13 protein-coding genes are annotated in these 13,635 nt (G+C 64.2%); 7 read left to right on the top strand and 6 right to left on the bottom strand.

Annotated features, from left to right (window positions below):
• Nucleotides 1-29: 29 nt before the first annotated feature.
• Nucleotides 30-374 carry a hypothetical protein gene (locus tag JL474_RS10235; RefSeq protein WP_236012184.1) on the top strand — a complete coding sequence of 115 codons (345 nt, stop codon included), beginning with the start codon at nucleotides 30-32 and terminating at the stop codon, nucleotides 372-374.
• Between the two features lie 12 nt (nucleotides 375-386).
• On the opposite strand, the gene JL474_RS10230 is transcribed toward JL474_RS10235, so the two are convergent.
• Both JL474_RS10230 and JL474_RS10225 read right to left on the bottom strand, forming a co-directional pair.
• Nucleotides 387-2,510 (bottom strand): 3-hydroxybutyrate oligomer hydrolase family protein, encoded by a 2,124-nt coding sequence (locus JL474_RS10230; protein ID WP_203142003.1) that lies wholly within the window; start codon nucleotides 2,508-2,510, stop codon nucleotides 387-389.
• Between the two features lie 277 nt (nucleotides 2,511-2,787).
• Nucleotides 2,788-4,155 carry an SLC5/6 family protein gene (locus tag JL474_RS10225; RefSeq protein WP_203142002.1) on the bottom strand — a complete coding sequence of 456 codons (1,368 nt, stop codon included), beginning with the start codon at nucleotides 4,153-4,155 and terminating at the stop codon, nucleotides 2,788-2,790.
• Between the two features lie 241 nt (nucleotides 4,156-4,396).
• Between JL474_RS10225 and JL474_RS10220 the strand changes: the two genes are divergently transcribed.
• Nucleotides 4,397-5,368, top strand: a complete 972-nt coding sequence (locus tag JL474_RS10220; RefSeq protein ID WP_203142001.1) for an MBL fold metallo-hydrolase — start codon at nucleotides 4,397-4,399, stop codon at nucleotides 5,366-5,368.
• Between the two features lie 74 nt (nucleotides 5,369-5,442).
• Nucleotides 5,443-5,904 (top strand): potassium channel family protein, encoded by a 462-nt coding sequence (locus tag JL474_RS10215; RefSeq protein WP_203142000.1) that lies wholly within the window; start codon nucleotides 5,443-5,445, stop codon nucleotides 5,902-5,904.
• Between the two features lie 6 nt (nucleotides 5,905-5,910).
• Here JL474_RS10215 and JL474_RS10210 read toward each other — a convergent pair whose 3' ends face one another.
• Both JL474_RS10210 and JL474_RS10205 read right to left on the bottom strand, forming a co-directional pair.
• Complete coding sequence (locus JL474_RS10210; RefSeq protein ID WP_203141999.1) at nucleotides 5,911-7,137, bottom strand: methyl-accepting chemotaxis protein; 1,227 nt, start codon at nucleotides 7,135-7,137, stop codon at nucleotides 5,911-5,913.
• A 215-nt stretch (nucleotides 7,138-7,352) separates the two neighbouring features.
• On the bottom strand, nucleotides 7,353-8,855 hold the full coding sequence (locus JL474_RS10205) for a flavin-containing monooxygenase (RefSeq protein ID WP_203141998.1): 1,503 nt from the start codon (nucleotides 8,853-8,855) through the stop codon (nucleotides 7,353-7,355).
• A 197-nt stretch (nucleotides 8,856-9,052) separates the two neighbouring features.
• Here JL474_RS10205 and trxC point away from each other — a divergent pair, with 197 nt between their 5' ends.
• Together trxC and JL474_RS10195 are read left to right on the top strand one after the other, a co-directional pair.
• Entirely contained in the window at nucleotides 9,053-9,490 is a 438-nt protein-coding gene (gene trxC, locus JL474_RS10200) for a thioredoxin TrxC (RefSeq protein WP_123633660.1), read from the top strand.
• A 43-nt stretch (nucleotides 9,491-9,533) separates the two neighbouring features.
• On the top strand, nucleotides 9,534-10,127 hold the full coding sequence (locus JL474_RS10195) for an exopolysaccharide biosynthesis protein (protein ID WP_203141997.1): 594 nt from the start codon (nucleotides 9,534-9,536) through the stop codon (nucleotides 10,125-10,127).
• Nucleotides 10,128-10,130: 3 nt separating this feature from the next.
• Here JL474_RS10195 and JL474_RS10190 read toward each other — a convergent pair whose 3' ends face one another.
• Nucleotides 10,131-11,183: an acyltransferase family protein gene (locus tag JL474_RS10190; protein WP_203141996.1), complete on the bottom strand. Its 1,053-nt coding sequence runs from the start codon at nucleotides 11,181-11,183 to the stop codon at nucleotides 10,131-10,133.
• A 113-nt stretch (nucleotides 11,184-11,296) separates the two neighbouring features.
• On the bottom strand, nucleotides 11,297-12,178 hold the full coding sequence (locus tag JL474_RS10185) for a DMT family transporter (RefSeq protein ID WP_203141995.1): 882 nt from the start codon (nucleotides 12,176-12,178) through the stop codon (nucleotides 11,297-11,299).
• A 117-nt stretch (nucleotides 12,179-12,295) separates the two neighbouring features.
• Between JL474_RS10185 and JL474_RS10180 the strand changes: the two genes are divergently transcribed.
• Nucleotides 12,296-13,282, top strand: coding sequence for a LysR family transcriptional regulator (locus tag JL474_RS10180; RefSeq protein ID WP_123633744.1), 987 nt, complete (start codon nucleotides 12,296-12,298; stop codon nucleotides 13,280-13,282).
• 117 nt (nucleotides 13,283-13,399) lie between these two features.
• Nucleotides 13,400-13,603, top strand: coding sequence for a DUF3185 family protein (locus JL474_RS10175; RefSeq protein ID WP_123633656.1), 204 nt, complete (start codon nucleotides 13,400-13,402; stop codon nucleotides 13,601-13,603).
• The last annotated feature ends 32 nt before the right edge of the window (nucleotides 13,604-13,635 follow it).

The following is a 13,635-nucleotide window of genomic DNA, read 5'->3' as shown; positions in this document are numbered from 1 at the left end:
GAATGGTGCTCGCTGACGGGACTCTGCCCATGACCGAACGGATGCGTCGTTCTTGCCCGATGCTGGCTGTCGCTCTCACGGTGGGACTGGCCGGCTGCCAGACACAACCGACCGGGGAGGCCGAAAGGATCGGCCATATGGTGCAGGCGGTGGATGCGGCCATCGATCACCCGGCGGATCCCGAGTCCCTGGAGACCATCGTCCGCTACGGCACCGACAGCCGCTACTACATCATGATCCGCGGCTGGCTGTCGCAGGAGCTGGACGGCGTCGAAAGCCAGTACGAGGCCAGCCGGAATCCCACCCTGCGCCAACAGCTCCAGGTCCGGGCGGACTTCCTGCGTCAGGCGATCCGCCGCATCGACCTGGAGTAGTGGCTTAACGGCCTAGTCTGGAATACGCACCTCGTTGTCCTCAAACACGATCCGGTCTGCTTCGTCCGGACTATCCGCGATCGGCGGCACGTTGGCCTCGGTGATCGCCGGCGCGCCAGCGCCGCGAGGGGTGGTCCGGACCACCTGGCTGGGCGGCAGGGCTGTGCCATCGGTCAGGTGTGCGTACATCCGGTCCAGCCCCTCCAGATAGTAGCGGTGCAGCGGGATGTAGCGCTCGTCAAAGCCGGCGAAGGCATTGAACGCGTCCAGGTGATGGCCATTGAGCACTTCGTAGTAATGCAGTTGGCTTTTCTTTCCCTCGACGGTCCGGTTCAACCCGAAATAGGGCCGTGACGTGTGGTTGATGGGCAGGATAGCGTCGGAGCGGCCGGTCACGATCACGGTCGGGATGCCGTGCAGGTCGCCGCTCGCGCGAATGGCGTCGATGCCGTCGGCAATCCGCTGCGCCTGGCTGGCCTGTTCGTCCGCCAGGTCAGCCCCGGTGACCGCATCGCTGCCCTGGGCCAGGCTGCGCAGGCACAGCAGGGCGTCCAGGCCATAGTCCTGCAGGCCGCTGGAGGGCGAGACGCTCAGCTTGAGGTTGGTCGGTCCGCCGCTGGCGGCGTCGTAGACCTGATGGATACCGGCCGACGGCGGAATGCCGTTGCTGGTGGCAAACAGCGTGGCCTCGGCGGCCTCCGCCAGTGGCTCGACAGCACCGGTGCTGGCGTTGGTCGCGGCGTAGCTCAGCCCACACAGGCGGTCGGTTACGCCGAAACGGCCGTAGGCGTTGGCGTAGGTCATGCTGATGCTCTGGGCCACCGCGGCACCAAAGTGACTGGGGGCCACGAGGTTCTGTTCCGGCTGGATGCCGAAGGTCTCATTCAGGATCCGCTGGGCGTCCGTCGCCCGGGCGTCGGTGTCCGCACCCGTCACCAGCCCCTTGGCGGCCAGCGCGCTGCAGATGTTGTCATCCACCGTGAAGTCATTGAGGATCCCGTTGAACGGCGCGGTGTCCTTCACCCCCGGCGCCAGGTTGGCGCAGCCCTCGTAGACCGCCAGGGCGGTGGTGTAATCCAGCAGGCTGCGGCTGTGGTCGGTGATGGGTGCAGCGCTGCCCTGGCGGATGCTGAAGCTCGTATCCACCGTCGGGTTCACGTTGGGTTCGGACACGGCGACGCCGTCGATCAGGCCGCGGCTGTCTTCTTCCGCCGCCCGCACCGAGGCGCCAGCCCCGTTGGACACCGACGAGGCAATCACCAGCGTGTTGCCCGGTTTCAGCGTCACCCGGATCTTGCCGTTGGGCAATGCCTCCCCGTAGGTCTCATTCAGCACGTAGAACCCGAATTCGATCGACTTGAGCACATACTGGCCCCAGTCCGCCTCGGGGTTGGTCTGCGAATGGGTGTGCTTGACGGCAAAGCGATCCGGCCAGTCGGTGTTGAACGTTTCGATGTCGGATGCGGACAGATCCGGCCGGAACTGGAGCGAGGCCGTCGCATCGGTCGTTGTCTGGCCCTGCAGGGTCTGGCCGGCACCGGTCATCAGGTTGAAGGCGCCGGTGCCCGTGCCCTTGTCGGTGTAGATCACCGCGCAGCCTTTTTTCAGGCCCCACTCACCCGCGGTGCCGATGGCGCCATAAATCCCGCGGGAACCGGAGGACGGTGCGGTGATCATGCAGGCGTTGTCGGGATCGAAGCTGTCCGGCACCTGCAGCATCACGGTGGCCGGTACGTCGCTGTCGTCGAGGGTCATCAGGGCCAGGTATTCGTCTCCCGGGATCATGCCCTCGCTGTCGTCGGCTCCCACCTGCGGGCCGAACAGCGTGCCGTAGCCCCCGCCATCGCTGGTATCCACCAGCGCCCGGTAGTTGTTGTAGATCGCGAGCGTGCGCAATTCGGTCGCCGTGGGATTCAGGGGATCGGCCGGCGCCGGCGCGGTGCCGCTGGCCAGTCCGCTGGCGCCGAGACCACCGGTCAGCAGGTCGTTGCTGCTGCCGTTATAGCGTTGGTGAACGATGTCGCTGGTCAGGAAGTCCGGTTTCTGGTTGATGCCGGTGATCGGTAGGTCATCGGTCTTGCAGGCGGCGAGGCTGACAGCAGCCACAGCCACCACAACAGGAAGGCGAATCGTCATTGAGTGCTCCTTGCGCTTTTGTTTTTGTATCGGAGAGGCACGAAGTGCCCGACCGGAAAGCCATTGCGCATCCTGTGCCAGCTCGCAAAGTGCTCGTCTAAACAATGGGTTGCAAAAATGACACTCCATCAGGCGGACAGGTGTGTCCGTTAGCGTGGACAGTGTCAGGGGATGGGAGCCCTAAAGGTCTGAATTAATAGGCGGAACGAGAGGCGACCACCTGTCTGCCAGAGCGGACAGTGTCCGGCAGGCCATACAGGACCTGCCGGACATTCCTTCAGGCAGGGGATCGACTGGAAAGGGCGAAGAGGATACTGACCGTCGCTGACGCCACCAGCGCGCCGAGGAACGGCGCCAGGGTCGGCACGCCACCGGGGAAGCTGGCGGCGTGCAGGCCTTCAATCACACTGCCCGTGGCGATCCAGTCCGGCAGCACGGCACCGATCAGGCCGGCCGTGGAACCGGCGACGGCAGCCGCGGTGGTCATCCGTGACCAGAGGCCCAGCAGCACCGGAATCACCGTGGTGGCGCACAGCAGGTCGGCAATCAGGAACAGCCGCAGCACCGAGTAGCCCTGCAGGGCGATGAGAATCACCGGCACCATCAACAGCACCGTCAGCCAGCGGGCACCGGTCAGGGACAGGCCGCGCTTTTCGGTGACCGCCAGCGACGCCAGGCCATTCTGCAACGTGTCGACCGACGACGCGACCAGCGTGAGAGCCAGGACCAACGCGACAGTCGCCAGCCAGGCCGGCGCGCTGTGCAGCAGGGCGAAGAACGGAATCGGCGGTGAGCCGAGGTCGGCTCCACTCAGCGCGGCGGCGATGCCAAGCCCGCCGACCAGGGCCACCACCAGCACGGTGGTCACACCGCCCAGAATTGCGCCGCGACCCAAGGCAGCGCCGTCCTTCGCAGCCCAGAGCCGTTGCCAGTAGCCCTGATGGAACAGGTTGGCCGCGGTCACCGCGATCACCAGGGTCAGGGCCACGGCCAGGGCATCCGCCACCGGCACCTGGGGCAGACTGGCCGAGGCCGACGCGTCCGGCAAGGCCGGGATCGCCACCGCCCCGACCAGAAGGATCAGCGCGATCAGCAACAGACCCTGCCAGCGATCGGTCACCAGGCTCGCTCGCAAGCCGCCCCAGGCGGTGTAGACCAGCGTGGTGATCGCCACGCCGAGGATGGCGAGGTTGCCGTTGAGGTCCGTGAGCAGGCCGGTGATGGCGCCCACAGCCGTGAGTTCGGCGGTCAGGAAACACAGCATGTAGAGCACGGAAATCAGGGCTACCCAGCGGCGCACGCCGGTGCCGAAGCAGGCCTGGGCGAATTCGCCGATGCTGCGGCCTTCGGGCAGGTGACGCCGGATGGCCGGGCCGCAGGCCGCGAACACCAGGAACGGCAGCGCCGCCCCGACGGCGTAGCCGGCCAGCGCAATTGGGCCCACCATGGCCCCCACTTCGGGCGGGGCAAACAGGATCCAGCCGCCCATGCCGGAGGCCAGGAAGGACAGCCCCAGAGCCTGGGCGCCCTGGGAGTTGCGGGCGGTGACGTAGTCGTCCAGGCCGCCATCCGCGAAACGGGCGCGCAGGCCCAACCAGGTAAAGACAAGCAATGCGGCGGCAACGGCCGCTACGGTGATGATCACGTCGCACTTCCTCCGCCGGTATGAACCGGATCAGGTTCCAGGGTTTGGACGGTTTCCCGTCGTATTCTCAGCCCGCCGGCGTGCGGTGGACTCCCCTGGCGACAAAATGTGTGGAATGGGTTTTCGGCGACCATACTGACATAGTTCAAAGTCGCAATCGATTGGCGAAACATCGGCTTTACTTCGACCCACGTAGCATTAGCGACACACCGATGGATTCTGATTCCCAGGGAGACTGCTCATGCACCTCATTCGAAACAGCCTTGTATCTCTCGCCTTGCTGGCACTGGTAACGCCGGTGGCGCGTGCCGCCGATACGGTCCGCGTCACGCCACTGGGCGGGCAGGACGGCGAGTTCTGCGTCCTCGACCGGGCCCTGGTGTTCGAAGACCCCAATGGTACGCGCATCCTGTATGACGCCGGCCGCACGGTCGCCGGGGCCGATGACCCGCGCCTGGGCAACATCGACGTGGTCCTGGTCAGCCACGTTCACGGCGACCATCTGGGCGACCGGCACATTCCGGAACCCAACGCCGGCAGCTGTGCCTCACCGGCGGCCTCCGAAGACGACGCGCCGCTGTCCAACAGCGTCAAGATAGCGGTCAAGAAGAACGCCCGGATCGTCACCGGCAGTGAAATGGCCAGCTTCTTTGCCGGCCGCCTGGAAGCCGCCGGGGGCGACCCGAAGGCTTCCGTGCTGGTCCGCTTCGGCGCCCATGTGGAAGAGGGCGGCGTAGGGATCACCACGGTGCCGGCAGTGCACAGCAACGGGCTGTCGCCGGCCTTTATCGATGGGCAGATGGGCAAGATCCTCTCGGCGGCGGGGCTGACCGCCTATGTCGGCCCGCCCACCGGTTACGTACTGACGTTCACGAACGGCCTGGTGGTCTACCTGTCCGGCGATACCGGCATCACCGCGGATCAGGAAGCCGTGGTGCACGACTACTACGGGGCCAAGCTGGCGGTCATGAACATTGGGGACACCTACACGACCGGGCCAGAGGAAGCGGCTCACGTGATCAACGAGATGGTCAAGCCCGCCAGCGTGATTCCATCCCACGCCAATGAGCCGGCGACGGAAAAGGGCAAGGTCCGGCCAGGGACGCGGACCGACGCGTTTATTCAGGCGTCCGACGTGCCAGTACATGTGCCGCTGAGCGGCCGCACCATGGCATTTGACGCCGGCGGCGAATGTGTCGAGGGCTGTGGTTGATCGCCGCAGGGGTGTCTCGCTTCCGGTCGCCGTCCCCTTTAAGCTGGGCCGGTGACAGGCAGGAGTGAAAACGGATGCCCGAATCCCTGGACTTACCGGATGTGTCCCTGGCGCTCATGGTGGCGCTCAACACGCTCGTCACGGCTATCGCGGTGCTGGTGCATTTCCGGGGGCTGTCTTTGCTCAACCGCTACATACCGCGGCTGGGTATTCCCCATCATTTCCGCATCGTGGTCGGAGTGGGCGGCGCCATGCTGGCGCACATGGTGGAAGTCTGGCTGTTTGGCGTTGTGTATTACTGGATGAACGCATCGCCGTACTGGGGGCACCTGGCAGGCAATTTCTCCGGCACGTTACTGGACTGCGTCTACTTCTCGCTCACCACCTACACCACCGTGGGCTTTGGTGACATCGAGCCGTTTGGACCGATTCGCTTCCTGTGCGGGATCGAGGCACTGACCGGGCTGGTGCTGATCACCTGGAGCGCCTCGTTCCTGTTCCTGGAAATGCAGCGCTCCTGGAAGCCCGGTCGCTGATCCGGCTCAGGCGTCCTCCACCGACACCTGCGCCGCGGCGCTTTCCAGTTCCCGGATGAGTTCCCGCAGGCGCCGGCTCATGTCGGCGCTTTCCACCAGCTGATTGACCATCGCCTGGGTGGTTTCGCGGATGCTCTGGACGTTCTGCTGCACCTCGTCGGTGGCTGAGGTCTGCTGGGCGGACACGTCGGCGATGTCCTGGTTGGTGTCGTCGATGCGCAGCACCATGGCGCTGATTTCCTGCAGCGCGGCGGCGCCGGCGTCGGCTTCTTCCACGCAGCGGCTGGCATCCACCGAGCTGGTGTTCATCTGCTGAACCGCCTCGCCCATGGTGCCCAGCAGCCGGTCGATGGTGCCCTGGATCTGTTCGGTGGAATCCTGCACCCGCTGGGCCAGCTTTCGCACTTCGTCGGCAACCACCGCAAATCCCCGACCCTGATCGCCCGCCCGGGCGGCCTCGATCGCGGCATTCAACGCCAACAGGTTGGTCTGCTCGGCGATCCCCTGGATTTCGGTGACGGCACTGCCGATTTCCCGGCTGTTCTCGGCCAGCGCTTCCACGCTGCCCGCGGATTTCTGGATGACGTCGGCCAGTTGCTGGATGGAGCGGGAAGACTGGGCCACCCGTTCACTGCCCTCGACCGCGGCACGGCGTGCCTCATGGGACAGCTCCTTGGCCGCATCCGCCTGCCCGGCAATGCCACGGAAGCTTTCCAGCATGGCCTGGATGGCCTCGGCAGAGCGGTCGGTACCGGTCTGTTGGCGTTTGAGTTCGTCCCGGCTGCGCTCGGCGGCTTCGGTCAGCGCGGCGACTTCACTTTCGAGTCGCTGGATGGCGGCCTTCATACTGCTCACCACGCGACCGGTACGGGCCTGCATGGCGTTGAACGCCTCGCCCATGGCGCCGATCTCGTCGGTGGAATCCACCGGGGCCCGCAGGCTCAGGTTGCCGCTGGCCTGGACCTCCACCATGGTGTCCTTGAGTCGGTGCACATGGCGCTCAATAAAGCTGATCAACAACTGGGAGCAGGCCATTTCGAAGATCATCAGCACCACCACGACGCCAGCGAAGGCGGCTGCGTGGTCGCTGACGATGGCGCTAAGGGGCTGCCCGGTCGCATCGGCCATGCGCGACATGGCAAACAACACCAGCAACAGCATCACCGCCAATACGACGATGTTGAGCAACCAGAATTTGTATTTGAGACGGGCGTTCTTAAGCAGGCTCATCATAGGCGTCCGGGTTCTCCAGTGACAGCACCGACACAGGTCCGTCCTGTCGGTCTTATGGTGTTATCGACAGGTGAGCCTGAATCTTCAGTGGGAAAGACGCAGAAGGTCAATAAAACAACGATCAATGACACTAGCAGAATCGGGTAGGATCGCCTTGTTCTGAATCAAGGAAAAGGGAAAAGCCGGCAACCGGGACCCGGTTGCCGGCGGCAGGGTCAGGCCTGCTGGGCGGCGGCGAGTTGACCGGTGTGGCTGGCTGCGTCGCCGGCGTGGGAGAAGACCAGGGCGTCGTCGTCCACCTTGCCGTAGCGCAGGTTGATCAGGTCCAGCAGATAGTTCTGGTAGAGCTTCCAGGGTTTGCGGTCGCCCTGTTTGGGCAGGTGCTCCAGGGCCCGCAGGACGTAACCGGAGTCCAGATCCAGGAAGGGCTCTTCCTCGACGTCGCCACTGACCACCGGCGTCACCTTGTCATAACCCTGCTGGTCCATGTACTGCAGTAGCCGGCAGACGTACTCGCTGGTCAGGTCCGCCTTGAGGGTCCAGGAGGCGTTGGTGTACCCCACCACCATGGCCAGGTTGGGCACGTTGCTGAGCATCATGCCTTTGTAACCCATGGTCTCGTTGGGCTGGATCAGCTGGCCGTCCACATGCAGCTCGGCGCCGCCGAGGGTCACCAGGTTCAGACCGGTGGCGGAAATCACGATGTCCGCGTCCAGTTCCTGGCCGGATTTCAGGCGAATGCCGTTCTCGGTGAAGGTGTCGATGTGGTCGGTGACGATGTCCGCGTCGCCCTTGCGCAGGGCCCGGAACAGGTCGCCGTTGGGCACCAGGCACAGGCGCTGGTCCCAGGGGTTGTAGCTGGGATTGAAGTGGGTATCGATATCGAAGTCTTTACCCAGCTGGGATTTCAGGTGCTGGCGCAACACGCGACGCATCAGCTTCGGGTAGCGCCGACAGGCCTGGTAGAACAGCGTCTGCATGGACACGTTCTTCCAGCGGGTGATCTGGTAGGCCGCCTTGGCCGGGAGGAGACGGTTCAGCCAGCGGGCGATCAGGTCCACATCCGGCAGCGACAGGATATAGGTGGGTGAGCGCTGCAGCATGGTGACCTGCCTGGCCTTGTCCGCCATCGACGGCACCAGGGTCACGGCTGTGGCGCCACTGCCGATCACCACTACCCGCTTGCCGGTGTAATCCAGGTCGTCCGGCCAGTGCTGGGGATGGATCACCTGACCCTTGAACTGCTTGATGCCCGGGAAGTCCGGCATGTAGCCCTGGTCGTAGCGGTAATAGCCGGAGCAGTTGAGCAGGAAGTTGCAGGTCAGTTTGACCGGGCGTCCGGTCTTCTGGTTTTTCGCCGTCACCGTCCAGGTGGCGTCCTCGCTGGACCAGTCGTAATGGGTCACCCAGTGGTTATAACGGATCTGTTGATCGATGCCGTTTTCCGTGGCGGTGTTCTTGAGGTAGTCCAGGATCGACGGACCGTCGGCGATGGCTTTGCCCTGACGCCAGGGCCGGAAGCTGAAGCCGAGGGTGTACATGTCCGAGTCGGAGCGGATGCCCGGATAGCGGAACAGGTCCCAGGTGCCGCCCATATTGTCGCGACCTTCCAGAATGGCGTAGCGCTTGTCGGGGCAGTGAGTCTGCAGGTGATAGGCGGCGCCGATGCCGGAAATGCCGGCGCCGACAATCAGGACGTCGAAATGCGTGTTGGCCATCGTGTTGGACCTCGTTACGGCGGATTCTTGTTGAATAAAGCATGTGCTTTATTTATTTCAACCCGAGTCACCGGGGTCGTGCAAGTTTTAAACAACGGTGGCCAAGCATTTGGCCCCAGTTCACCGATGGCACGGGTGCTTGATATTGCCGCCATCCACCCCCAAGACGGGGATATATCGACAGACGAGGTGCGGCCATGACCGACATCCTGAATATCCCCTGTCCCCACTGCCTCAAGACCAATCGGGTGCCTGAGGCACGGCGGAAAGAAGGCCCCAAGTGCGGCGCCTGTGGCAAGCCCGTGCTCGATGGCACCGTGGCCGAATTGAGCGACGCCAGTCTGGCCAACGTCACGGCGCGTTCCAGCCTGCCGGTGCTGGTGGATTTCTGGGCCAGCTGGTGCGGCCCCTGCAAGGTGATGGCCCCGGCGTTCGCGGAGGCGGCCCGGAACTGGCAGGGGCAGGCCCTGTTTGCCAAGCTGAATACCGAGCAGTCGCCGCAGGCTTCGGCCCGCTTCGGGATCCGCAGCATCCCGACCATGATCCTGTTCCGGGGCGGCCAGGAGGTGGCGCGCCAGAGCGGCGCCCTCTCGGCGGCCCAGATCCATTCCTGGCTGACCCATCAGCTGCGCTAGACCACGGCCAAACGTGGCCCGAAAGGAGAAGGATGACCGAGTCATGAATGTTCGGGGTGACCTGAACGATCTGGAAGACCTGATTGACCGCATCGACAGCGTTGCCCAAAAGCGGGAGCGTGTGGCGGTGGATGATATACTGGAGGCGGTGGGTTACCGCTCCTTCGGGCCGGTGGTACTGGTGGCGGGGCTGATCACCCTGGCCCCGCTGGTTGGGGACATTCCCGGCGTGCCCACACTGCTGGCACTGTTGGTGGTTCTCACCGCCGGGCAACTGCTGTTCCGTCGGCAGCACATCTGGCTGCCGGGATGGATCGTCAAGCGTCGTCTGCCGACTGACAAGTTGCGCAAGGGCCTGGCCTGGTCCCGCAAGCCAGCGCGTGGGATCGATCGCTGGACCCGGCCGCGGCTGACGCTGTTCGTCGAAGGTCCGGGTCTGTTTATCCTCTCGCTCGCCTGCGTGGCGGTGGCCCTGGCCATGCCGGCGATGGAAGTCGTGCCCTTCAGCGCCAATGGCGGTGGCGCGGCCCTGGTGGCGTTCGGCCTGGCGATGATCGCCCGGGACGGCGCCGTGGCCCTGTTCGCCCTGCTGGTCACCGTGGGCACCCTGGGCTTCGTCGGCTCCAGTTTCTTTTAGGCGTTAACGGCTGCTCACCTGCTCCGGTACCGGCGTCCGCGCCGGCTGCGCCATCGCATTCCGGCGGTAGTTGCGGAACCAGCGCAGGGCGGGTTTTTCCACACCGTGATGGATCGCAAACGCCAGGGTCAGCGCGGTGGTGATGGCCAGCGCCACGCCGACCGGACCGGGCAGCCCGGCGTCGTAAGCCAGGTCCATGATGCCGTAGCCAATATTCTGGTGAACCAGGTACAGCGCGTAGGACAGGCTGCCCAGTGTCAGCAGGACCCGATTGGCCAGGAAGTTGAGGTAGCCGGTGATCGCCAGGATAAAGACGCCGTAGCAGCCCAGCACAAACCCGTTGAACGGGGCCTTATAGGCGAACAGGCAGTGGGCCATCGCCAGCACCAGCAGTACCCGTTCGCTGACCGGCGGCTTGCCGTGGTGGTGCCAGCGGTAGAGCAGCATGCCACTGATGAACAGCGGCGCGTATTTGACGAACAGCAGGTCCTTGACGAGGAAATCCAGGCCATCCGGAATCTGCTTCCAGAACAGCACGCCGGCATAGCTGACGGCCACCCAGACCCAGAACACACTCCGCAGACGCGCCTTTCCCAGTCCGAAGAACAGCACCGCCATCCACACGTAGAACGTGGCTTCCACCACCAGACTCCAATAGGCGCCGTCCACCGGGTGCATGCCCAGGTACTCGTGCAGCAGGGTGAAATTCCACAGGGTTTCGATGGGTGTGACGCCGCGGTCGATCGGGCCGAGAAAGTAAACGGAAAGGCTGGTCAGGAGAATCCCCACCCAGAGCGCGGGCAACAGACGGAACGCCCGGGCCAGTCCGAACCAGCCGGCGGTGGGGGTACGCTCCAGCGTCATGAAGATGACGAAACCACTCAGGATATAGAACAGGTGGACGCAGTAGCGTCCGTACCAGAGTGGGCTCCACGGCTCGAAATCGTGCCCGTAGAGCTCGTCGTAGTAGGGGACGTAATGAAACAGCATGACCCCGCACGCGGCGAGGCCACGCAGGGCATCCAGTGCCTGAAGACGCTGGGAGGACTCCGCCATAACGCATTCCCTGTGGCAAAAACGCCATTGTATGCCGGCGCACCCGTCCGGCGGAGTGTTATTGACTACGATTCGATGGCCGCCGCCTTACCATTCGGCAAGGCGACTGTGACTCAGCCGGATTCGCCGGCCAGCGAGCCCCTCGCCCGGCCGACCCGCCGCTGACGCAGGCCAATGAGCAACAGCGGCACCACGATCATTGCCGACCCGGCTGCAAACCACAGGTCCGGGGTCTCGCCGAAGCCGATCCAGCCGAACAGCACCGCCCAGATCAGACCGGTGTATTCGGCGCTGGTGACCTGGCTGGCTTCCACCTGCCGGTAGGCCAGCAGGATGGTCATGTTGTAGCCCAAGATGAACAGGGCCGACCCGACCGCGCTGAACAGCAGGTCCGGATCCCAGTCGGCCCCCTCATAGAGCATCAGCGCGCCGCTGGCCGGCAGCACCAGCAGGTAATTCAGGAACAGCTTGTGGACCATCGACTGGCCACTGGGCAGCTTGGGCACCAGCAGCGCGTTGACGGCCAGCGTGGCGGCGACCGCCAGGGCACTCAGCGCCATCCAGTTGACCGCCACCGGCCGCAGGATCACCACAATGCCGAGGAAGCCGCTGACCACCGCGAACAGGCTTCGTCCGTCCAGACGGCCCCGGAAGAACAGGACGGAAAACACCATCACCAGTACCGGCGCGGCGTAGAAAATGGCGTTGGCCGTCGCCAGCGGCAGTGCGCCCAGCGCCAGCACCATGCAGACGATGCCCACCAGGTGGATGTGCGCACGCACGGTATGGATGCCCAGTCCCTCGAAGAAATGGCCGCGATCGATCTGGCGCCACAGCGGCAGCAGCAACAGCAGCGTGATCACACAACGCAGGAACACGAACTGGAACACCGGCGTGCCCGGATCCAGCAGCTTGATAAACACATCGGAAACCAGCGCCATCGCGTTGCCCAGGATGAGCAACAGGATCGCGCTGTTGACGGTCCGTCCGGACATGGCTGCCTCCTGCGTCGAGTGAATGGAAGCCACAGTGTACGGTCGCCAAACACCGCTGTTTAATGATATTTAGAGCTCAGGTATGAGAAATATCGATAATGGAGTCGGCGCAACATGATGAAACTGCCCCCTTTGCGTGCCCTGCCCATGTTCGAGGCGGTGGCGCGGCTGAACAGCTTCTCGAAAGCCGCGGACGAACTGGCGGTGAGCCAGAGCGCCGTCAGCCACCAGATCAAGGCGCTGGAAACCTACCTGGGGGAACCGCTGTTCCAGCGCAGCGGCCGTTATCTGACGCTGACCGATGAAGGCCGTACGTTCCAGGAAAGCGTGACCTCGGCCCTGCTGCAGATCGAACGGGCCAGCGAGACCCTGTTGGGCGCGCCGACATCCCGCCTGCGCCTGGCGGTGTTCAGTTCCTTCTGCGTGCGCTGGCTGATTCCCCGCCTGCCCAGCTTGCAGCGGGCCCATTCCCAGATCGACCTGGCGCTGGAGATGACCAGCACGTCGCCGCAGCTTTCCGACCGGGTGGCGGACTGCTTCATCACCATCAACACCAGTGCCCGCGCCTTCAGCTACGACCTGTTGTATCGGGAGCGCCTGTTCCCGATCTGCAGTCGTCCCTACTGGCGCCAGATCCGCGAGACGTTGGGCTTGCCGGAGGATCCCGCCGACAGCCGGCCGCTGACACCGGCGGAGATCGCCCGCTTCCCGCTGCTCTCCACCTACAGCATCTACGACCGGGAAGCCGGCGACTGGGACACCTGGTTCCAGGTCGCCGGGGAAAGCCGGCCGGCGCGATCCCGGATCCAGCATTTCAGCCACATGCTGATGGCGCTGGAAGGTGCCCGGTTCCACCAGGGTATTGCCCTGACCAACGACTACATGCTGAGCGAGGATCCGGACACGGAGGATGTCGTGCGCCTGCCCTGCCACAGCCTGATCACCGGCGACAGTTTCTACTTCGCCCACAAGACCAGCCGGCGCAACGAGCCCGCCCTGCGTGCGGTGCGCCGCTGGCTGATTGAACAGGCGATTGCCAGTGGTCTGCGACCCGCCGTAGAGCCGCCATCGACAGGTCACACCGGGCCGGCGCTGCATCCGTAACTTTCAATTTGGGGATGCGGCGTGTAGCTTCGTAAAAAAATGTTAAATGAAGGGGTCGATCAGAGGCTCCTCGAGCCTTCGGTAAAGAAGGTTTCACCAAGTCAAAGGAGAAGTTACTTGGCTGCGACTCGGCTAATTGGACTGGTAGCGCTGGTGGTGGGTGTCCTGTTGCTCTACTTCGGCTGGCAATCGACGCAAAGCGTGGGTGAACAGCTGTCACAGAGCCTGACGGGACGTTTCAGTGAGAATACGATGTGGTTCCTGATTGCAGGTGCCGCGGCGACGGTGGGCGGCGCGTTCATGCTGTTCTTCCGGAAATAGTCTCGATCCCGTCCAGCACGGCATTCATCGCT

The organism is Marinobacter mangrovi (genome assembly GCF_016798325.1).
GTDB lineage: Bacteria > Pseudomonadota > Gammaproteobacteria > Pseudomonadales > Oleiphilaceae > Marinobacter_A > Marinobacter_A mangrovi.
The sequence above is the reverse complement of the archived record's forward strand: the minus strand, read 5'-3'. Positions and strand labels throughout refer to the sequence as shown.